Origin of the sequence: Spirosoma sp. KCTC 42546 (assembly GCF_006965485.1) — a bacterium.
In the GTDB taxonomy this organism is placed as follows: domain Bacteria; phylum Bacteroidota; class Bacteroidia; order Cytophagales; family Spirosomataceae; genus Spirosoma.
Window position 1 is genome coordinate 3,585,286 of sequence record NZ_CP041360.1, and the last position, 19,015, is coordinate 3,604,300.

Here is a 19,015-nt window from a genome sequence, read left to right on the forward strand (position 1 = left end):
CGAAGCAGCCGTTTTAAATGGCTTACAAAGAAGAATACCTTCTACTAAATAATCATAAACATCACGCTTATGGCCTTATCGTCCGGCATTGAACTTGTGGGCATTTCAACAAACTGTCCAACTGTATACCTGGATCATGCGTCTTTTTTTGATCATTCTGGTTAGCTCAAAATTAATTGCCCAGACACCTAAGCTACGGTTATCCTTGGAAGCCACTGGCTTATATCGGCCCACTGATGTTGTCGTTCTAAGTCCAACGGAATTCCTGGTGTCACAAACAGATGGAAGGATACGGTTAATTCGCAATGGAGTGATTCAGACTAACTCGTTTCTGAATATCAATACAAAAATTAACGATGCAACCTGGGAGGGTATTTTTGGGATAACGTTGCATCCAAATTATGCCACGAACGGCTATATCTATGTTCACTATTGTCGGACTGGCGACAGAGCTTCTGTATTTGCCCGCTATACCCGAAAAAGCACAAATCCCGATCAGGCTGATCCGGCTTCAGAATTAATTCTTTTTACGGTTCCTTACACCAATCCGCTGGGTGGACACCGATCGGGTCGGCTTGGTTTCGGCCCTGATGGCTATCTCTACATAACAACAGGCGATTCGTCGCCCGGTCTGGTGGGATCAATCGGCGATCCGAACAAACTAGCGCAGAGCCTTCAAAACCTGTATGGGAAATTGCTTCGTATTGATGTGGATCATGGAAATCCGTATACGATTCCCCCCACAAATCCGTATGCCAGCCCGACAGATGGCGTACCCGATGAGATTTATGCGCTAGGCCTTCGTAATCCATGGCGCTGGAGCTTTGATCGCCAAACCGGCGATTTCTGGCTGGGTGATGTGGGGCAGGATGACTGGGAAGAACTGAACTTTACGGCGGCTAACGCTCCGGCTCCGCAGAATTATGGCTGGCCTTGTTTTGAAGGCAGCCATCCCTATAATTCAACTTGTTCTACCAATGCAACTTACCATATGCCATTGTTAGACTATGCGGGTCATAATTCAGGGCAAATTGCATCCATTACGGGTGGATTTGTTTACCGGGGAAGCGCCTATCCGAATTTGCAGGGTTGGTATGTGTATGGAGATTATGCACGGGGCACCTTCTGGACCCTGAAACGGGAGAGTAATGGCACGTATCAGAATATTCGCCAACCGATAACCACACTAACAAGTCCCGTATCATTTGGCGAAGGGCCAAATGGCGAGTTGTACGTACTCTCTATGTCGGATGGTGTACTTTATCATCTTACCGATGAACCAATTGCCAGCAAGCAGAGTGGAAGCTGGACCAGCTTAACAACCTGGAACTGCAATTGCCTGCCAGCGATGGAGGATGAGGTTATTATCTTGCCAGAGCACACCGTTTCCGTAAATCAGGCAACTCAGATTAAGTCGCTGACAATAAGAGGGAAGTTGTTCTTGAGTAGTGGAGGGCGTGTATCGTTTTAAGAGAAGCACTGCTGAGTATGCATCTTTAGGATGAAATTTCGCCTAAATTTCGCATCGATCCATCCTTAACCCTGATTTTTGTTGCATGACTGATTTTGCCCGACAGACTGCTCTGATTACCGGAGCCGGAACCGGTATTGGTTTCGCTATTGCCAAAGCCTTAACCCTACAGGGAGCCAATGTATTGCTCAACGATTATGATGACACACTAGCTCATACAGCGGCTAAAACGATTCGGGCAGCTATTCCACCCAATGGATCGGGCCAGTGCGAAGCGTATCCCGGCGATGCCTCCGATGTGCAGTTTATTCAGCAGATGGTCGAAACGGCGGTCAGTCGGTTCGGATCTGTCGATATCGCGATTGCCAACGCGGGGATTACCATCTTCGGCGACATATTCACAACGACGCCGGAGGCCTTTCAGAAAATTGTGGATTTGAATCTGAGAGGTAGCTTTTTTCTGGCACAGGCCGCAGCCAGACAAATGCGCGAACAGGGGAGAGGAGGGAGTGTGTTGTTTATGTCTTCCGTAGTGGGGCACCAGGCGCATCCGGGTTTACCGGTTTATAGCATGACGAAAGCTGGGCTTGAAATGTTGGCCAAGCAATTAGTCATTGATTTTTCGCCCCTCGGTATTACCGTAAATGCGATTGCCCCCGGTGCCACACTGACCGAGCGTACATTAGACGACCCGTCGTACATACCCATCTGGTCGAGAATTACACCCATGGGGCGACCCGCCACTGTAGACGACATAACAAACGCGGCCCTGTTTCTAATCGCACCTGCCTCCCGACACATTACCGGCCAAAGCCTAGTTGTTGATGGCGGCTGGACAAGTGTAAGCCCGCCACCGGTTTAGTGGAGTAGGTGGGGTGAGTGAAGTAAGTGGTGTAAGTGAAGTGAGTGGAATAGGTGGAGTGAGTTAATGCGGGCTAGCCACTTACTCCACCTATTCCACTCACTTCACTACTTCCTCCCCAGTGTAATCAACACAACCCCCACCAGAGCAACGATAGCGCCGATAAACGACTGGCTTGAAAAGATTTCTCCCGCAAATAAGGTGCCCAGAAGCATAGCCACAACGGGGTTCACAAAGGCATAGGTTGATAGTAATTGGGGAGTGGCATTCCGTGCCAGCCAGGCGTAGGAGGAGAAGCCGATGATACTGCCAAAAATGATTAAATAGACCATTGAGCCAATTGCTTTTGCTGGTGCATCCAGAATACTTAAGGGGGTAACCGGTTCCAGTAGCAGGCTGAGAATCAAGGTAGCAACCCCGCCTACAATCATTTGAATACCACTCGAAATCGTGCCGGATGGCAACGAAAGTCGCGGAGCCATCAGTGTACCAATGGCCCACGCAAAGTTGCCGGCTGCCACCAGCCCTACGCCAATCAGTTTCGAGTCCATACCACCTGCACCCTGTAAGTTATCCGGCTTAATTAGCAGATAAATCCCGATCAGGCCAATGACCAGGCCAGCCAGCGCCATATTACTTGGGCGTTGGCGCCCAAATGCGAACCAGTTTAGGGTAAGCAGGTAAACAGGCAATAAGCCACCTAGCAGAGCCGCCATACCGCTCGGAATATATTGAAGTCCTACCGAAAGACAGCCATTGGCAATCGTAAGCAGCAGTACGCCAATAATACCTGCCGATCGCCATTCCTGCCGGGTAGGAGCAGGCGTACCCGTTAGTCGGGCATAGCTATACAGAATTGACCCGGCAATCAGATAACGAACAGAGACCATGTATAAAGGAGGCATCTGCTCGGTCATGAAATGAATGAACAGATAGGTCGACCCCCAGAGGATATACACAGAGACTAGATTCCCCCAAAGAGTAAGGCGGGTTGGGGTACTTGTAACAGGAGAGGAAACGGCTTGCATATAACACGAGGTACTTCTGCTGAGATAACACCAAAACCGGGCATTTTTCTCCGCTACACGGTTTTATTTCGCTATTTCTAAGATTGGTTATGAAAAATCTAAGCAGAATATTATTTGGTAGGTAGGACGGGCCCGGTTGTTGGCTTCTGGTTGTTTAGCTGGCTAAACTGGCTGTTTTAACAAGTAGGTTCTAAATTCTTACATCCATGAATCGCAAAATTTTGATCGTCACCGGGGATGGTGGCGAAAGTTATGAAACCCTCTACGCCGTTCACCGCTTTCAGGAAGAAGGCGACACGGCCGTGATTGCCGCACCCAGCAAACGCCGACTCAACCTGGTGATGCACGATTTTGAACCCGGCTGGGATACCTATATAGAGCGCCCCGGCTATTGTCTGGCCTCAGATCTGGCTATAGAGGACGTGATCGTAGACGACTACGACGCCATTCTGCTATTGGGCGGTCGCGCCCCCGAATACCTGCGTAACCATGCCGTGCTACTGGAGGTCGTGCGCGAGTTTGACCGGCAGGGCAAATGGGTCTTTGCTATCTGCCACGGTATCCAGATCCTGGTCACAGCCGGTTTAGCCAGCAACCGAAATCTAACCGCCTACGAACATGTACGCACCGAAATCGAGATGGGTGGTGGCACGTATTCGACCCAGCAGGCCATCCGCGACCGAAATATAGTAACGGGCCAGACCTGGCAATCACACCCCGAGTTCTACCGCGAAGTCTTTGCCTGCCTCAAACATGCAGAACTTGTAGCGGAGTAGTCAATTTAAAAGCTGTTGCCGTATTGACGAATCCGACCGTTTCTGCCTTCTTTACACCCTTTCAAAGAAGACAGAAACGGTCGGATTTTGTCGTTGAATTGCCCGTAAAAGACACGTAATTTCCCCATTGTAAGGAATAGACTGTCACTTTACCTTTAGGCCGTATCAGTTGCCTTGGATTGTTGACGTAGTTGATAGGTAGTGCATGTCATTGGAAAGGGTTCACAATTTGTTCGGGGAGATAGTCTAAACGGTAGCAATAGATTACTCTTGCATTGTCCATCTCAACAACTAATCTAAATTTCAGCGGAATTAAACGTGATTGATAATCAGTGCATTGTAGTTCTTCGGTTTGTCGTCCATTAATATGTTGGGTGGCGGGTCTTTAAAGTTCTCGTGTACCAGCGTCTCGGCGACAGGCAGTACGTCCTAGCGGTCGGATCTTTGTTCCTTAGGCGGGTTACGTCTGACACAAAAAACGTCCTGCATTTCGGGCTTGGGCAAGTTGGGCAACTCGTGTGCGACACGAGAAACGCCCCGGTATTTGCAGCCTAATATCAGCGGATGAAGTGCGTTGTTGAGCTTCAGGCTTTAATGTAAAAATTGGTCGACATGAAGTATTTAAGTATTAGGAAGCCACAGAAAAGGGGGCGTACAAATGAACCACGGAAGAGTTAAATTATTTTCTAAGCAATATTATGGGCATTTTCGACTGGGGCAAAACAGAACAAATTAAATACCTTGACGATGAAAGGTCTAAAACTTGGGATCGACTGGTAAAACTTGAATCGTTTGTAAAAGAACTTCAAAATGAAATAAGAAAAAAAGCTTCTGACTCGGAAAAAGAAGCCGCAAACAGTTCAAAGAAAGCGGCAGAATATAAAAATAAAAGCGAATTAAGACTAGAAGAGGCTAAAGATATTGTCAATAAAATAAATTCTGAGTATTCATCATCCGTTCAGACGAAAGACAATATACTAGATATAAAAATAAGCATAGATAACTTGAGAGATGAAATAACAGCTACATTTAACTCTTTGGTTGAGATAGCTTCTGAATATAAGGAGAAGATTAATTTAGTCGACTCAAAATTGTCTGAATTCGAAAATTTTTATTCAAAATATCCAGATATTGATGAAAATCTTGAAGAAATTTCGGATTTCATAAAAAAAGTTGAAGAAAACGTTGAAAAATCAAACGTAAGTTTAATAGCGCTAAATAAAAGAAAGAAAGAGATAGATGATATATACAGAGAAATATTTGGCTATCAGCAAACCGATGAAGATAACGAAACAACTAAAGTGGAAGGGCTTAAAGATGAGCTAGAAAAATCCTATCAAAAGATCTCATTAGATATCAAGGAAACGTTTGATAAAATAAATCAAATTAATTCTAGTTATGAGTCCAAGTATACTGATTTTGAAAACGGACATAAATCTAAGTATGAAAAAATAAATAAAGAAATAGACAGCTTATTACCAAGAGCATTGACAGCGGGGTTAAGTGCAGCTTTTTCCAGTAAAAGACAAGATGAAATACAAGAATCACAAAATTTGCAAGATAATTTCACAAAAGGGATCTATATATTAATAGGAGTTAGCTTATTGCCAGTTGCAGTAAGTATTTGGTCGCTATTTAAAGGAATCTCGCTTGAGGAAGTGATACTTAGACTACCAAGATTAGTTTTAGCTATTGTACCCATGTATGTTCCGGCACTATGGTTTACTTACTCCGCCAGCAAAAAACTGAATTTATCAAAGAGGTTAATAGAGGAATATACCCATAAAGAAGTTTTAAGCAAGACTTATGAGGGTTTGTCTAATCAAATTGCAAGTATTGTCGACAAAGAGCAGTCCGAAGAATTAAAATTCAGACTTCTATCTAGTTTCTTACAGATTTCATCCGAAAATCCCGGTAAATTAATTTCAAATTATAATTCCTCAGATCATCCTATCATGGAAGCTTTGGAACAAAGCTATAAGTTTCAGATAGCTATAGATAAATTAGAAGGTATCCCAGGAATGGGTAAAATTGCAGCAATGTTTGAGAGCCAGTCTAAGAAGAATATAGATGCTAAAGCTGCGAAAATTGAAGACGGATTTGAGAGTAAAAAGAAGGAAGAAGAAACGAGCATTGATGGTGAAGATACTTGATAGTGGTAGCTTAACTATCAAATAAGTAATAAATTGTGAACAGCAAAATAATAAGTCAAATTGGCAATTCTGCCCTTATTTTATTCATTTGCTCCGTATCAATGTGGGTAACTGCCGTGTGACAAGATGCACGTCACGCAGGAGGGTTTGCAGCCCAACCTCCGCTAAGTTCGCAGGCGAACACATACACAAAAACGCATGAGAAAAATAAGGGCTGACCTGTTTTACCTTTAGAGACTTATCAGTAGCCCTTTATAGGAAGATCGTCTCTTTTGTTGGTGCTAAACAACCCGGCCAACCTCCCGATTTGACTTTCTGTTTTCCGGTTCAGATTAGAAGCGGATGCCCTGAACATGCCACTGGTGGAACGGTCATAGCCGTTACCCCGTACATCCTACTTTTGTTTATAGTTGATAGTCCGCTGATAGCTTTTTTGTTTACAGTTAACCCCTCTTAAGCATGAAAAAGCAGGATACCTATCTGGCTATGCCAGTCGTTCACCAGCGGGTAGCTGGTATCGATGTGGGTTCGCAATTCCACGTGGTGGCCGTTGGCGACGATCCTAAACAGCACGTTAAGTAGTTCGGCGTGTCCACCAAAGAACTCTTCCGACTGGCTGACTGGCTACGCCAACACTAGGTTAAGCACATAGCTCTGGAAGCCACAGGTGGCTACGAAAAACCACCTCTTGGTTGGTTAGACATTGTTGATGGCAGTGTCCTAAAGCAAAAAGGCTAATTTTGTCAAATGGCAAACCCACGCACATTTGATATTGAAATCGATAAGCTTACTCGCTCGATTGAAAATGCCATTTCTGGCGATAGTTTTAAAACCCAAATCCTTGAGTTGACTGCCGACGATTTGAAACGGCTCAAGAAATCCGACTGGCTGTTTAATTGGAAATACGAAGCTAAACAAGCGGACAAAACTACTTACAAACTTGTTATAGAGGGAAATGAGCGTATTATTCAGGGGCTTATAAGTATTCAAGATAGAGGTGACCATATTTTCATGGCTCTTGTCGAGAGCAGTAAATTCAACCGTGGTGCTGACAAGCTTTATTTAGGTGTACCCGGGAACCTTGTTGCTTTCGCTTGTAAACTTTCTTTTGATAAAGGCTATGCTGGTTACGTCTCTTTTGAAAGCAAGACCAAATTGAAAGAGCACTACCAGAAATCCTTGGGAGCACACGTATTGTTCGGTAACGTAATGGCGATTGATACGAAAGCCGCTCACAAACTTGTCAATCAATATTTTCCAGAAAACTCGTAATTTACTGCTATGATAAAAGAACCGAAGAGTATTGATTTCCATACGTCAGGCCGACAATTGTCGAACGAGGATTTCGCTTTGATTAGTCAATGGATTGTCACAGACAAGAAAAAGCAATCAGACAAGAATAGAAAGGGCTTGAAAAAACGTCAAAAAAATCTCGCTCAGACTGAGAGTATTGAGCATGACTAAGATTGGGCAGATTTAGGTTTTTATGAGTCTGACCTCCGTTGACAGGATGCATGTCCCCAGGTCAAGATTTGGCCGCCCAACCGCCACCGTGTTCTGGCGAACAAACCCCCGAAAAGCTGTATGTTTTTGCTTGTTGACTATCAGTTCGTTAAAAACATACAGCACATCCAAACAGGGGTGTAAAGTTGGTAGTTGTTCGAGTCCAGAGACGTTGCTCACTCACCATCAGCCCTCATGAGTGTTGGGTGCCCCGCTAAAGCATAAAGTGAGTGAATGTCGCCGTTCGTATGACAAATCGTACGTTTCGAAAAGGCTAACTAGTACGTTTGGACAAGACAAGCATAAAAAACGGGTTTGTTGATCACTTGACACTAGGAGAACGTTCGTCGCTCCGTCACTACTAGCGAGCCATTATCCTGCTGATAATCCGCAAGCCCTGGAGGTGATTTGAGGCCATAGATTTGACCGCCAGCTCGTAAAAAAAAACGGGTACTGTCTTATGTAGTTTACCAGGTAAACACAAGACAATGGCAGCAGAAAAAAATAAGGCAATCTTAAAAAAGGGCAACGCGGCAATCGCTGCCGGTGATAACGAAGGGTTCCTGTCGTTCTGCACTGACGATACAGAATGGACGTTTGTAGGTGATAAGATCCTCAAAGGGAAAGAAGCCGTTCGTCAATGGATGGCAGCAGAATATGTGGAGCCGCCTACGAATACGGTTGTTACCTTAATCGCTGAAAATGATTTCCTTACGGCGCTTGGCTACCTAACCATGAAGGATAAAGACGGACAGGAGGCTCATTACGAATACTGTGATATCTGGCGTTTTCGTGACGACAAGATTGTCGAATTAAAAGCTTTCGTCGTCAAAATAGAAACGAAGTGATACACTTGACTCCCAAGCAAGTTACTGGATGAGCCGGTTTTGCCGCACGTTCGACTATAGTCACCTCTTTGTTACGAAACAGCAAGCGATGCATGATCAGTTTGCCACGCTTAAAAACCATTTAAAGAATACGGGTGGGTTTTCGAGTACGGGTAGTTTAGGAAATTAGCGGGCGATGCCGATTAGTTTAGTTCGACCGTTACAACCGTTTGCGTTAGATTACACTCTATAGGGTTGTAATCAATTCATTTCCCCGAGCTTTATGAAACGAGTTCTAGCTTTTTGGTTGGTGGTCCTGATCGGAACGGCTTGTCAGCGGAAAGAGGTGGCACCTGATGGGTACATTAAACCACTATTTCTTCTGGCAGAACCCAGGTCGAATGGCCTATCGTTAAACTGGGGACCACAATATTTTTTTGAGGAAGGCATGTACCCAGGCCCGGCACCTGTGACGCCATCCCAGTACGAGATTTACGTATCGGAAATCAATGGGAATTCGCTGCAAAAAGTAGCAACCGTTGATGGTACCGTGCAGAATTACGTACTAACGAATCAGCCGGAGGGAAAAACCCTTTATGCACAAATAAAAGCAATACACCCTACGCTGACAGGCAGCCAATCGCCTATCGTTACCACTACTGTCGGGACGTTGGGTACTACGGATTTACTGTTCCCCACGGGCACACCAACAATTACATTTGGTAGTTGGGGCGGTTCAACGCTGCTTTATTCCAATTGGACTGATAACTGGGTAATTCAGTCTCCCGATGGCACAACCCGCACACTAAAACAGGAAGGCTACAATGCGCTTCTCTCACCCGATGGGCGGTCTATTGCTTACCTGTCCAACGTTAACCCAAACACAGGGTATTCAACGCAACTAGTTGTTAAAAACCTGGAATCAGGTGCTACCCGGTCATTGGAAACCAAACAAGCGATTTACTCCCTGGAATGGGCTAACGATAGCCAGTCAATCGCTTTCATAGCCTTCGATTTGGGAAGCGGTACGGGCGTTTGGTTACGTAAAATGGCCGATGCTTCCAGCACACAACTCTACACCCCACCCGCTGGCCCCAACCAGTTGCGAACCGATCAACTGGACTGGTTGCCCGATGGCCAGTCTGTCGTTGTTTCGCTGGAAGTGCCCCAACAAGGAAAAGTGGGAACCGAACTGCTGAGAATCCCGACGGGCGGGGGGAGTCTGCAAACCATCCTGAAATCGGACTGGCAGGACAGACAACTCGCCTTCTCGCCCGATGGCACCCGGCTGGCATTCATCAGTAACCGGTCGGGGTACAACGCCATTTGGCTGTATGAACGTCAAACCGAAAAACTCCGGCAGTTAACAGGGGCAACGGAAAATTTTTACTTCGTTAATCGGCTCGACTGGAAAAATAACCGCCAGTTGACTTACACCGCTTCACTGCCAACTTCTAGCAATACATCCCTGAAACTAGTTACACTACCTAACTGATGTATGGCCGTTTTACGATGGGTGGTTACTATGACTACCTGCTTAATACGTCACCTGTGTATTGTTGGCTTCCAGTTGCTTGATTTGGGAGGCATAGGGGCTGGTCATGGCTTCCCGGCCCCAGAGCGGATTGCTACCCATATACACCCGCTTGAGATTTTTGATCGATAGTAAAACAGACGGGAACTCCTGAAGGCTGTTGTTATTCAGCGAAAGCTCCTCTAATTCGGGTAGGGCTCCCAGTACATTCGGTGCGACGATTAACTCGTTGTAGCCGAGGTCGAGTACGTGGAGGTGTTGAAGCCGTTGGAATTTTGTGGGTAATTGGCTGATATGATTATGATGGGCGAACAACACCTGCAGCCGACGTAATTTTGCCAAAGATGCGGGTATTTCCTTCAGGTTGTTATGCGCAATGGCCAACTGCTCAAGCCGCTTCATACGGCCCAGCTGACGAGGTAACTCAGTGAATTTGTTATAGTACAAATCCATCACCTTCACATGCTTTAACCGCCCGATATCCTTAGGTAGTTGGCTTAACCCCACATTGTATAAGTTTACATCATTGAGCCGATGCAGCGAGCGTAAGGGTTTGATCGTCAGGTTGGCTAAGTCGTTGTTGCCCAACCACAGACTCTCCAGCCGACGATTTTGGCGAACGGAAGCGGGTACGTCTGTTAAGGAATTTCGTTGTAGGTTTATGGATTTTACGACCTTATTTCGAGTGAAAAACACACTATCTTCCTGAAGTCGGTTCGACATCAGATTAAGGCGTTTCAACTTAGGAAGAGCCGTTAAGCGGGCGGGCAATGCCGTTAAGTAATTGTGCCCCAGGTTAATTTCTTCCACATTCGTAAACCGGTAAATAACCTCCGGTACTTGTTCGAGTTCAAGCCCGGAAAAGGCAATTGTTTTCACGGTATCGGGGCGTGTTGTCTGACTGGCCGCAGCAAGCGTGCCAATAACACCCGGTCCTTTCGGGGTTGTTCGGGAGGCAGGACCGAGAATAAACAAGCCGCTACCCAACCGAAATGGCGACCAGACAAGCGTTGATGAAACCGGCAACGGATGCTGGTTCAGGTACTCCGTCAGCAGAGCGATCAACGTTTCCTCCTTCTCGGGTGCTAACCGTTTATTATTCCGCTGGTATTGATAAAGCAGCCAATCGGCATGGCCATCGGCTTTGAAAAATACTTCCGTATTCCAGATAATGGAGCTATCAGGTCGAAAGTTTCTCTTTTTTAGGAATCGCCGAAAATCGCTCCAGTAATCCTCTGTAAGTTTCTGGAAGGTCAGATCGCGTAGAGTTGCCTGTTCGCGGGGGCCAACCGCAGGGGGGTAGTTTTTGCGGAGCGTTTTGTAATTGACCAAACTGTCGGTCATTGGACGAATCGTTACCTGCGCCACTCCCGATAGCGCCATCAACCCAAATACGAACAACAATAGAGACCTTTTCATAGCACAACGTTATTTTTAGGTGAATAACGATATTTATAGTTAAACTACCAAAAAAAGAACCGGGATTTATGTGATTTTACTGACTATCCTTGATTCTATGATTTTGCTTTCAACGAAAGCCGAAGGCTAAAATCAAGGTCAGTCAATAAAATCATATAAATCCCGGTTACGATTAGTTTTTCGCTCCGCCACTCACCGTCGAAGCGGGTTGCTTATCGGCGGCTTTCTTGGCGGCTTTGGCAAAATCACCGGCGCGAATGATTGAAATTTTGGCCGGATCGATGTGCTTTTTCATGGCCGCATTGATTTGCTCAGGCGTTACGCTTTCCAGTTTCTTCTCGAAATCGGCATCCCAGTTCATCGTGCGGTTCAGGTACAGGTAGTTATTGAGTGTTGTTGCTAAACCGGGGTCCTGCGCCCGACCTACCATCCGCGATTGTAACAGACCCGAGCGGGCAGCTTTAAGCTCGTCGGCGGTAAATCCTTCTTTCACCACTTTCTCCATTTCCTCCCGGAAGGCTTTTTCCAGGCGTTCCGCGTTTTCGGGATTGTAGATAGCGTAGGTCATGAACATCCCCGTTTTATCCCAGGGGTTAGCCTGTAATTGCGAACCAACACCGTAGCTGATACCCTCTTTCTGACGGATACGAACGGCCAGACGTGAATTCAGGAAGCCACCACCGAGCATATAGTTACCCAATACCAAAGCCGGATAATCAGGATCATCGTCGCGCAGGGGGATGTTTACACCCGCAACCATAAAGGCGTTGGCCTTGTCGGGTGCTTCGAGGGATTGAGGTGTCGCCTTGATATCGTTGTAGGCTGATACTAACCGGCTGAACGGTTTCTTGGCTTTCCAGGTGCCAAACTCATCGGTAATGACTTTCCGAACGGGCGTTTCCTCAAAATCACCGACAATAGACATGGTTGCGTTCTGAGCACCATAAAAATCCTTATGGAACTGCTTTAGATCGTCGAGTTTGAGGGCTTTAACATCCGCAACATCTTCATCGGGTGTTGAGGTATACCGCACATCTTCTTTCGGATAGGGATTCATCTGGCGTTGGAAAGCCGTGAACGCAAGGCTTTGGGGCTCCGACCGTTGCGACTCAATCTGCGCCAGTTGTTCCTGCTTCAGTTTTTCGAACTCATTGGCATCAAACGCCGGATGTTTGAGCATGTCGCCCACAACGCGCAATACAGCTGGCAGGTTTTCCTTGTTCGTTTTGATGGTCACGTTCACTTGATTGCCACCACCAAATACACCAACCTGTGCCTTGAGTTTATCGAACTCGTCTTTAATTTGCTGACGACTGCGGGTTGTCGTTCCCCGGTCGAGCATCGAAGCCGTAAATACCGAGATAGCGCTCTTATTCATCAGGCTCTTCTGGTCACCGTAACGAATGGTCAGGCGAGCGTTTACTTCGTTGCCGCGGGTTGTTTTGGGTAACAAAGCCAACTCAATGCTATTAGGCTGCTCAATCCGGCGGGTACGGCCATCAATATTGGCAGGCGATGGGTCGAAGGCTTCACCACTGGCAATCACAGCGCGACCTTTATAGTTTTTCACCAGAGATTCCATGCTGGGGGCTTCCGGCGTTTCAACGCGGTCGGGTGCGGCTTCAGGAATGAATTCGCCAATGGTGCGGTTCGATGGTTTGAAATAGTATTTGGCTACCCGTTGCACATCAGCAGGGGTTACTTTTTCAAGGGCATCGCGGTAGAGAAAACCAAGCCGCCAGTCGCCGGTAGCAATGTACTCACTGAGGGTACGGCCTAAGCGTTCAACATCTTTAAAGCTCAGTTCAACATCTTTCAGCAGTTTTGCTTTGGCACGTTCAACCTCATCTTTGGTCGGTGGTTTCACCGTTACTGAGTCAAGGGTGCCGAGCAAAGTAGCTTTAGCATCGTCCAGCGATTTTTCTTTTAATAACTCAGCTGCGAAATAAACATAGCCGGGATCTTTCGTCATGAACGAATAACCGTACTCCTGTGAGGCTTTTTTGGTTTCGATCAGCGATTTGTAAAGGCGTCCGCTTGGTTCATCGGTCAACAAATCGGTTAACACGTCCATTGCCGGGTAATCGGGGTGCGAGCTTGGCATGATATGATACAGTGCCGAAACAACTTTCGTGTCGCCCACGCGCCGGAGCGTTACATTCCGTTCGCCATCCTGGATTGGCTCAACACTATAGGTTGGCTGTAACACCCGCGTTGGCCGTGGAATGCCAGCGAAGTATTCATTGATCAGGGACAGTACTTTCGATTCATCGATTTTTCCGGCAACGACCAACACTGCATTGTCGGGCTGGTAGTATTTTTTGTAAAACTCCTGAAGGTTCTGGATGGGGACTTTTTCCAGATCGGAGCGGTTGCCAATGGTCGATTTGCCGTAGTTATGCCACAAATACGCCGACGAGACAACACGTTCATTCAGGACATTTTGTGGGGAATTTTCGCGCATTTCGAACTCGTTCCGAACGACCGAAAACTCGGTTTCCAGGTCGCTTTTCTTGATGAAGCTATTGACCATCCGGTCGGCTTCCAGGTCGAGCGCCCACTTCAGGTTTTCATCCGTAGCGGCAAAGGTCTCGAAGTAGTTGGTACGGTCGAGCCAGGTTGATCCGTTAGGGCGTGCTCCGTGCGAGGTTAATTCCTGGGGAATGTTGGTGTGTTTGGTGGAGCCTTTAAACACCATGTGCTCCAGTAAGTGAGCCATACCCGTTTCACCCAGTCCTTCGTGTCTTGAACCCACCAGATAGGTGATATTGACGGTTACGGTTGGTTTCGATTGGTCCGGGAAGAGCAATACTTTAAGGCCGTTCTTGAGATTGTACTCCGTAATGCCTTCGACAGACGCGCCCTTGGTAATCCCTTCGGGTATAGTAACGGTTGCCGCCTTGTCCTGCGCAGGGGAGAACGTTAGACTCCCGACCAGCAACGTAGCGGCTAGTGCGCTCGCTCGGGCAAAGCCAGGTCGGAACCCTCCAGTCGGGGACCATCCAGTCCGGGTAAGTTTATTTTGCATAAGAAACAGTTAGTTGGGGTACTGAAAAAACTAATCTTGTATAGATAAGAATAAAAAAAAATGCAATCAAGAGGTTTTATAGGGATTTGCCAAAAAACAGGATGAGCGGTCGTATGAATAACCGCTCATCAACTTTAGTTTTTGGTGCCACTGCTTTTAAGCTGGTACTCCGTGATACCTTCGACGGATGCGACTTTGGTGATGCGTTCGGGTAAGGCAACCCCTGTTGGAGTCCTTTGTGCGGAACTAAGGGAGCTGTTACCAACGAGCAACAGAGCGGCCAGCGCAACCATGCGGTGCCAACTGGCCTGAATCCCTGTGATAGGGAAAAGGGGCATGTGCATAACTATACGGTTAGATAGGGTAAGGTGAACTAGGCGTATAGTTACTGACAAATCAGAGTAATGTCAACGTTTCCATGGGATAGATTAACAAAAATTAAGATATGCACTAGTACCCAGTTCGTTCACCCCTCAATCCAGTGCCGGAAAGCACCCGATTTCTCCTTACTGACGACTAGTTCAAGCTTGTCGTTCGGATTTTTAAGGACGACAATGAGTTTCTGACTTTCATGCGGTCTGTATCCCGATACGGCATCGAGACTGACTAAACACTGGCGATTGGCTCGAAAGAAACGGGCTGGATCAACCAATTCCTCTAATTCATCGAGCGTTTTGTAATCGGTGATTAGCTTTTTGCCTTCGTTTGTAAGCAGGTAAATCAGCTCGTTTCGCAGGAAGTAGGCTACCTGTTCCTGGGGCACCGAAATGATTTGACGGAGGTGATGTCCTGAAAATCGGCGTTTGTAGTGGTTGACAGGCGATTGTTCGGTAAGCTGACTCAGGAAATGCCTGAACTGATCATCAAAGCCAACAATCCCATTTGCCGACCAGCGATGGAATTTGGTTAGAGCTGCTTTAAGTTCTTCTGGATCAATGGGCTTAAGCAGGTAATCGAGGCTGTTGAGCTTGAACGCCCGAATAGCATATTCGTCGTAGGCCGTAGTGAAAATGATGGGAATATTCAGATTGATCTGCCGAAAAGCCTCAAAGCTTACACCATCCGAAAGCTGAATATCCGAAATGACGAGGTCGGGAAAGGGCTTACCTGATGAACGAATAGTAGTGAAATAATCACAAATCCCCTGTACGCTAGCCAGCGGGCCCTCGATAGTAGCGCCTGGTTCCAACTGCCGAACTAACTTCAGGAGTTGCCGGGCAATAAGCGGTTCATCTTCAATGAGGAGAATGGTCATACAGGTTTACGGTTTACAGTATTTGGTTTACGGTATTCGGTTTACGGTGGGCTGGCGCGTCAGCCTTTTGTTGCGTCAGCCCACCGTAAACCGAATACTGTAAACCTATTTATTGTACAGACAGTAAGGGGATTCGTACCCCAAAAATGCCTTCCTTTTCATCAACCTCAACCGGGTTTGGCCCCAGATAACTGTACAAGAGTTTCAGATTTTCCAGCCCCTGTCCATTAGACGTACCTACCTGCCGTTTTTGCTGAATCGGGTTCGATACCTCAATATAGCCATCGTGCGTGCTGATTGTAACCGTTAACGGGCGGGCCTCATTCACGACGTTATGCTTTATGGCATTCTCGATTAAAATTTGTAGTGTAACTGGTACAATTTGCTGACCCAGAGCGGCTTCCTCCATGTTGCAATTGACAATAAACGCACCATCGAAACGGGTGTGCAGCAGGGAAATGTAATTTTTGATGAACGCCAGTTCAGTTTCGAGCGGCACTAACGCCTTGTCTTTATGTTGCAGTACATACCGAAAGACTTTCGATAGTTGCTGCAAAAATTGACGTGCCAGTACCGGGTTATCATCGATCAGGCTATCCAGCGACGACAGGCTATTAAACAGAAAATGCGGGCTGATCTGGTTTTTCAGGCTGTCCAGTTGTACCTGCACTTTTTCCTTTTCCAGTTGCGCTGTCCGTACCGCATTTTCCTGCCAGCGTTTCAGCAAATGGTTGGCCATAAACCCTAAACAGATAACTGTATTGACCAGAAAGATCATCATCCCGACAATGATAAATGTAAACTTATTCATCTGGGATAAAACTGGCGGGAAGAAGCGAGTCGAAATAAAATAGCCAGCTATTACAGAGATCGTCTTCACAATCGTCCAGCCACCTAACACCTGAACCACAATGCGCCAGCGGGTATTGGTCTCAAAGGGTAAGCGCTTATTTAGCCACTCATTGAACAGAAAATGAAAGGACCAAACCAGGTTTAGCATGATAAACGACACCACAAACAGTACTGCCTGAAGCTGCCAGGTAATAGTCGGAACTAGCCATTGCCGAACAACAAGGCCTCCTAAGGCAACCCATAGGAGCAGGGCTTCGACGTATTTGTTAAACTTTATTTTCATGGCTGGAAATAATCATGCCGTCCGACATTTCGATAACGCGGTCGGTACCGGCGGCAAAATCGGGGTCGTGGGTAACGGCAATAATGGTTTGGCCTTTTCCGGCAAGATCACGAAAAATTTCGAAGACGTTCTCGGTATTGGCCCGATCTAAATTTCCCGTTGGTTCATCGCCCATGATGATGGTTGGATCGTTGATGAGGGCGCGGGCAATGGCCACCCGTTGCTGTTGCCCTCCCGATAATTTACTGGCGGGTTTTCGGGCAAAATCGGCCATGCCGATGATCCGAAGTTTTTCCATCGCCCGTTCTTCCACTTCTTTTTCGGGATACTTCCCAAGTTTCAAACCTGGTAGCATCACATTCTGCAAGGCTGAGAATTCGGGTAGTAAAAAGTGAAATTGAAACACAAAACCCAGATGCTCATTTCGAAAGCGCGCCAGATAATCCTGACTGCGACCGGTTAGTTTCGTGCCCGCCATCTCAATCTGCCCTTCATACTCGGTATCCATCGTCGACAGCAAGTACAGCAACGTGGATTTTCCGCAACCCGACTTGCCGACGATAGACAGAAATTCGCCTTTCTGCACATCGAACGTAATATCCGTCAACACCTGAAATTTCTCTGGGTCGTAGAAGTACTTGTTAAGGTGCTGGGAGGAAAGGACAGGGTTCATAAATGTATGATGTATAATGTAGGATGTATAATGTGGAGTCGATGAGGTAGCGTTATACCGCAATACATCATATATCCTATATCATACATCAGTATTTATCCTCTCAAAATAGCCACTGGATCTACCTGGGCAGCTTTTCGGGAGGGGAAAAAGCCTGCCAGAATGGTGGTGATTACACCAAACAGAAGGCCCATAATGTAATACTTGGCGGCAAAAATGACCGGGAAGGTTTTAAGGCTCAGAAAGTCGCCCGCGTCGAATGGGGTGATGGACAGCAGGTAACTCAAACCGAAGCCTATACCTAAGCCCAATAACCCGCCTGTGAAACCGATAAATACGGCTTGCAGCAGGAAGATCGCAATGATGTCGCGGGCATCGAAACCTGTTGCTTTCAAGATGGCGATGTCCTTGATTTTGTTGATCACGGTCATATTCATGATGTTGTAAATCCCGAATCCGGCTACCACCAGCAGGGTAATCGACACCACATAGGTGAGCATATTTCGGATTTTTTCGCCCGCCAGAATAGCCGTATTGGCCGTGGCCCAGTCTTCGGTATAATAGCCGTACATCGCCCGGAGCTTCTTCCCGAACGGAATGGCCTGCAACGGGTCAACCATTTTGATATGGATATCCGTAATGTAACTCGGGTCTTTCTGAAGCATTTCCTGAACGGTCGAGAGGTTGCCGTAGCTCTTAGTATTATCCACCGTTCCAACCCCAAATCCGAACGTGCCCACGACCCGAAGCACCCGAATGCCACCTTTGGGCGTAGTTACCGTCACTTTATCGCCCACCCGAACGTTGAGCTTTCGGGCGAGAACGTTGCCCATAATCAGGCCGTCGGGGTTGGTTTTTAACGTACTCAGACTGCCCGATTTTAGGCGGGTGTTTAGTTTGTAAAGTCGGTTTTCCCGGTCAATATCCACCCCCGAAATCGTTCCCGACAGCTGAATAGGGCCGTTGTTGTAGAATGCCTGCGTAGCTACTTGTGGCGATACGCCGAGTACGCCCGGCTCCCGCTCAATTCGTTCGGCAATGGCCATTCCGTTTTTGATCCGCGCCTGTTCGTCTTTGGGTTTCTGATGATAGATGACATTGAAGTTGCCGGGGTTGAGTTGCTCGATCAGGCCCGGTCGCTGCGTGTTCACTTCATTGTATAGCCGAATGTGTGGACTGGCATCCAGGGCCGAATCTTCCAGAAACTGATTCACGCCCTGCATAAACGAGATCATGGTAATGAACATGGCAATCCCAAACGTTACGCCAAGCATGGCAACGAGCGTCTGGCGTTTCTTGGCCAGCAAGTGCGTCTGGGCAATCTGGGAAGCGATATGAAGGTTCATAAATT

Annotated in this window: 17 protein-coding genes; 9 read left to right on the forward strand and 8 right to left on the reverse strand. The window is 46.9% G+C overall.

Going from position 1 to position 19,015, the window contains the following annotated elements; genetic code table 11:
• Positions 1-136: 136 nt before the first annotated feature.
• Both EXU85_RS14590 and EXU85_RS14595 read left to right on the forward strand, forming a co-directional pair.
• Positions 137-1,471, forward strand: coding sequence for a sorbosone dehydrogenase family protein (locus tag EXU85_RS14590; RefSeq protein WP_142772792.1), 1,335 nt, complete (start codon positions 137-139; stop codon positions 1,469-1,471).
• Positions 1,472-1,556: 85 nt separating this feature from the next.
• Complete coding sequence (locus EXU85_RS14595) at positions 1,557-2,333, forward strand: SDR family NAD(P)-dependent oxidoreductase (protein ID WP_142772793.1); 777 nt, start codon at positions 1,557-1,559, stop codon at positions 2,331-2,333.
• A 107-nt stretch (positions 2,334-2,440) separates the two neighbouring features.
• Here the strand turns inward: EXU85_RS14595 and EXU85_RS14600 are convergent, their stop codons facing one another.
• Entirely contained in the window at positions 2,441-3,361 is a 921-nt protein-coding gene (locus EXU85_RS14600) for an EamA family transporter (RefSeq protein WP_142772794.1), read from the reverse strand.
• Positions 3,362-3,567: 206 nt separating this feature from the next.
• On the opposite strand from EXU85_RS14600, the gene EXU85_RS14605 reads away from it, so the two are divergent.
• From EXU85_RS14605 to EXU85_RS35645, 7 genes are all read left to right on the forward strand, one after another.
• The gene (locus EXU85_RS14605; RefSeq protein ID WP_142772795.1) at positions 3,568-4,137 is read left to right on the forward strand and encodes a DJ-1/PfpI family protein; all 570 of its coding nucleotides are present in this window, start codon (positions 3,568-3,570) and stop codon (positions 4,135-4,137) included.
• A 698-nt stretch (positions 4,138-4,835) separates the two neighbouring features.
• Positions 4,836-6,290, forward strand: coding sequence for a hypothetical protein (locus tag EXU85_RS14610; RefSeq protein ID WP_142772796.1), 1,455 nt, complete (start codon positions 4,836-4,838; stop codon positions 6,288-6,290).
• Positions 6,291-6,749: 459 nt separating this feature from the next.
• The gene (locus EXU85_RS35985) at positions 6,750-6,872 is read left to right on the forward strand and encodes a hypothetical protein (protein ID WP_256366042.1); all 123 of its coding nucleotides are present in this window, start codon (positions 6,750-6,752) and stop codon (positions 6,870-6,872) included.
• 165 nt (positions 6,873-7,037) lie between these two features.
• Positions 7,038-7,562, forward strand: coding sequence for a hypothetical protein (locus tag EXU85_RS14620; RefSeq protein WP_142772797.1), 525 nt, complete (start codon positions 7,038-7,040; stop codon positions 7,560-7,562).
• 719 nt (positions 7,563-8,281) lie between these two features.
• Positions 8,282-8,641 (forward strand): nuclear transport factor 2 family protein, encoded by a 360-nt coding sequence (locus EXU85_RS14625; protein WP_142772798.1) that lies wholly within the window; start codon positions 8,282-8,284, stop codon positions 8,639-8,641.
• Between the two features lie 28 nt (positions 8,642-8,669).
• On the forward strand, positions 8,670-8,810 hold the full coding sequence (locus tag EXU85_RS35355) for a hypothetical protein (RefSeq protein ID WP_168207794.1): 141 nt from the start codon (positions 8,670-8,672) through the stop codon (positions 8,808-8,810).
• 93 nt (positions 8,811-8,903) lie between these two features.
• Positions 8,904-10,115: a PD40 domain-containing protein gene (locus EXU85_RS35645; protein WP_142772799.1), complete on the forward strand. Its 1,212-nt coding sequence runs from the start codon at positions 8,904-8,906 to the stop codon at positions 10,113-10,115.
• Between the two features lie 42 nt (positions 10,116-10,157).
• Here the strand turns inward: EXU85_RS35645 and EXU85_RS14635 are convergent, their stop codons facing one another.
• From EXU85_RS14635 to EXU85_RS14665, 7 genes are all read right to left on the reverse strand, one after another.
• Positions 10,158-11,573 (reverse strand): leucine-rich repeat domain-containing protein, encoded by a 1,416-nt coding sequence (locus tag EXU85_RS14635; protein WP_142772800.1) that lies wholly within the window; start codon positions 11,571-11,573, stop codon positions 10,158-10,160.
• A 172-nt stretch (positions 11,574-11,745) separates the two neighbouring features.
• Complete coding sequence (locus EXU85_RS14640) at positions 11,746-14,601, reverse strand: pitrilysin family protein (protein WP_142772801.1); 2,856 nt, start codon at positions 14,599-14,601, stop codon at positions 11,746-11,748.
• 134 nt (positions 14,602-14,735) lie between these two features.
• Complete coding sequence (locus EXU85_RS14645) at positions 14,736-14,939, reverse strand: hypothetical protein (RefSeq protein WP_168207795.1); 204 nt, start codon at positions 14,937-14,939, stop codon at positions 14,736-14,738.
• A 128-nt stretch (positions 14,940-15,067) separates the two neighbouring features.
• Positions 15,068-15,856: a LytTR family DNA-binding domain-containing protein gene (locus tag EXU85_RS14650; protein ID WP_142772803.1), complete on the reverse strand. Its 789-nt coding sequence runs from the start codon at positions 15,854-15,856 to the stop codon at positions 15,068-15,070.
• 109 nt (positions 15,857-15,965) lie between these two features.
• Positions 15,966-16,991, reverse strand: coding sequence for a sensor histidine kinase (locus tag EXU85_RS14655; protein WP_142772804.1), 1,026 nt, complete (start codon positions 16,989-16,991; stop codon positions 15,966-15,968).
• Positions 16,975-17,664 (reverse strand): ABC transporter ATP-binding protein, encoded by a 690-nt coding sequence (locus EXU85_RS14660; protein ID WP_142772805.1) that lies wholly within the window; start codon positions 17,662-17,664, stop codon positions 16,975-16,977. Before EXU85_RS14660 ends, EXU85_RS14655 begins: the two co-directional genes overlap by 17 nt.
• A gap of 95 nt (positions 17,665-17,759) precedes the next feature.
• Positions 17,760-19,010 (reverse strand): FtsX-like permease family protein, encoded by a 1,251-nt coding sequence (locus EXU85_RS14665; protein WP_142772806.1) that lies wholly within the window; start codon positions 19,008-19,010, stop codon positions 17,760-17,762.
• Positions 19,011-19,015: the final 5 nt, after the last annotated feature.

Excerpts from the sequence above, each read along its gene's own strand:
- EXU85_RS14620 (WP_142772797.1), top strand. The coding sequence starts at position 7,038 with ATGGCAAACCCACGCACATTTGATATTGAAATCGATAAGCTTACTCGC.
- EXU85_RS35985 (WP_256366042.1), top strand. The coding sequence starts at position 6,750 with ATGAAAAAGCAGGATACCTATCTGGCTATGCCAGTCGTTCACCAGCGG.
- EXU85_RS35355 (WP_168207794.1), top strand. The coding sequence starts at position 8,670 with ATGAGCCGGTTTTGCCGCACGTTCGACTATAGTCACCTCTTTGTTACG.
- EXU85_RS35645 (WP_142772799.1), top strand. The coding sequence starts at position 8,904 with ATGAAACGAGTTCTAGCTTTTTGGTTGGTGGTCCTGATCGGAACGGCT.
- EXU85_RS14665 (WP_142772806.1), bottom strand. The coding sequence starts at position 19,010 with ATGAACCTTCATATCGCTTCCCAGATTGCCCAGACGCACTTGCTGGCC.
- EXU85_RS14640 (WP_142772801.1), bottom strand. The coding sequence starts at position 14,601 with ATGCAAAATAAACTTACCCGGACTGGATGGTCCCCGACTGGAGGGTTC.
- EXU85_RS14660 (WP_142772805.1), bottom strand. The coding sequence starts at position 17,664 with ATGAACCCTGTCCTTTCCTCCCAGCACCTTAACAAGTACTTCTACGAC.
- EXU85_RS14635 (WP_142772800.1), bottom strand. The coding sequence starts at position 11,573 with ATGAAAAGGTCTCTATTGTTGTTCGTATTTGGGTTGATGGCGCTATCG.
- EXU85_RS14650 (WP_142772803.1), bottom strand. The coding sequence starts at position 15,856 with ATGACCATTCTCCTCATTGAAGATGAACCGCTTATTGCCCGGCAACTC.
- EXU85_RS14645 (WP_168207795.1), bottom strand. The coding sequence starts at position 14,939 with ATGCCCCTTTTCCCTATCACAGGGATTCAGGCCAGTTGGCACCGCATG.
- EXU85_RS14610 (WP_142772796.1), top strand. The coding sequence starts at position 4,836 with ATGGGCATTTTCGACTGGGGCAAAACAGAACAAATTAAATACCTTGAC.
- EXU85_RS14600 (WP_142772794.1), bottom strand. The coding sequence starts at position 3,361 with ATGCAAGCCGTTTCCTCTCCTGTTACAAGTACCCCAACCCGCCTTACT.
- EXU85_RS14625 (WP_142772798.1), top strand. The coding sequence starts at position 8,282 with ATGGCAGCAGAAAAAAATAAGGCAATCTTAAAAAAGGGCAACGCGGCA.
- EXU85_RS14605 (WP_142772795.1), top strand. The coding sequence starts at position 3,568 with ATGAATCGCAAAATTTTGATCGTCACCGGGGATGGTGGCGAAAGTTAT.
- EXU85_RS14655 (WP_142772804.1), bottom strand. The coding sequence starts at position 16,991 with ATGAAAATAAAGTTTAACAAATACGTCGAAGCCCTGCTCCTATGGGTT.
- EXU85_RS14590 (WP_142772792.1), top strand. The coding sequence starts at position 137 with ATGCGTCTTTTTTTGATCATTCTGGTTAGCTCAAAATTAATTGCCCAG.
- EXU85_RS14595 (WP_142772793.1), top strand. The coding sequence starts at position 1,557 with ATGACTGATTTTGCCCGACAGACTGCTCTGATTACCGGAGCCGGAACC.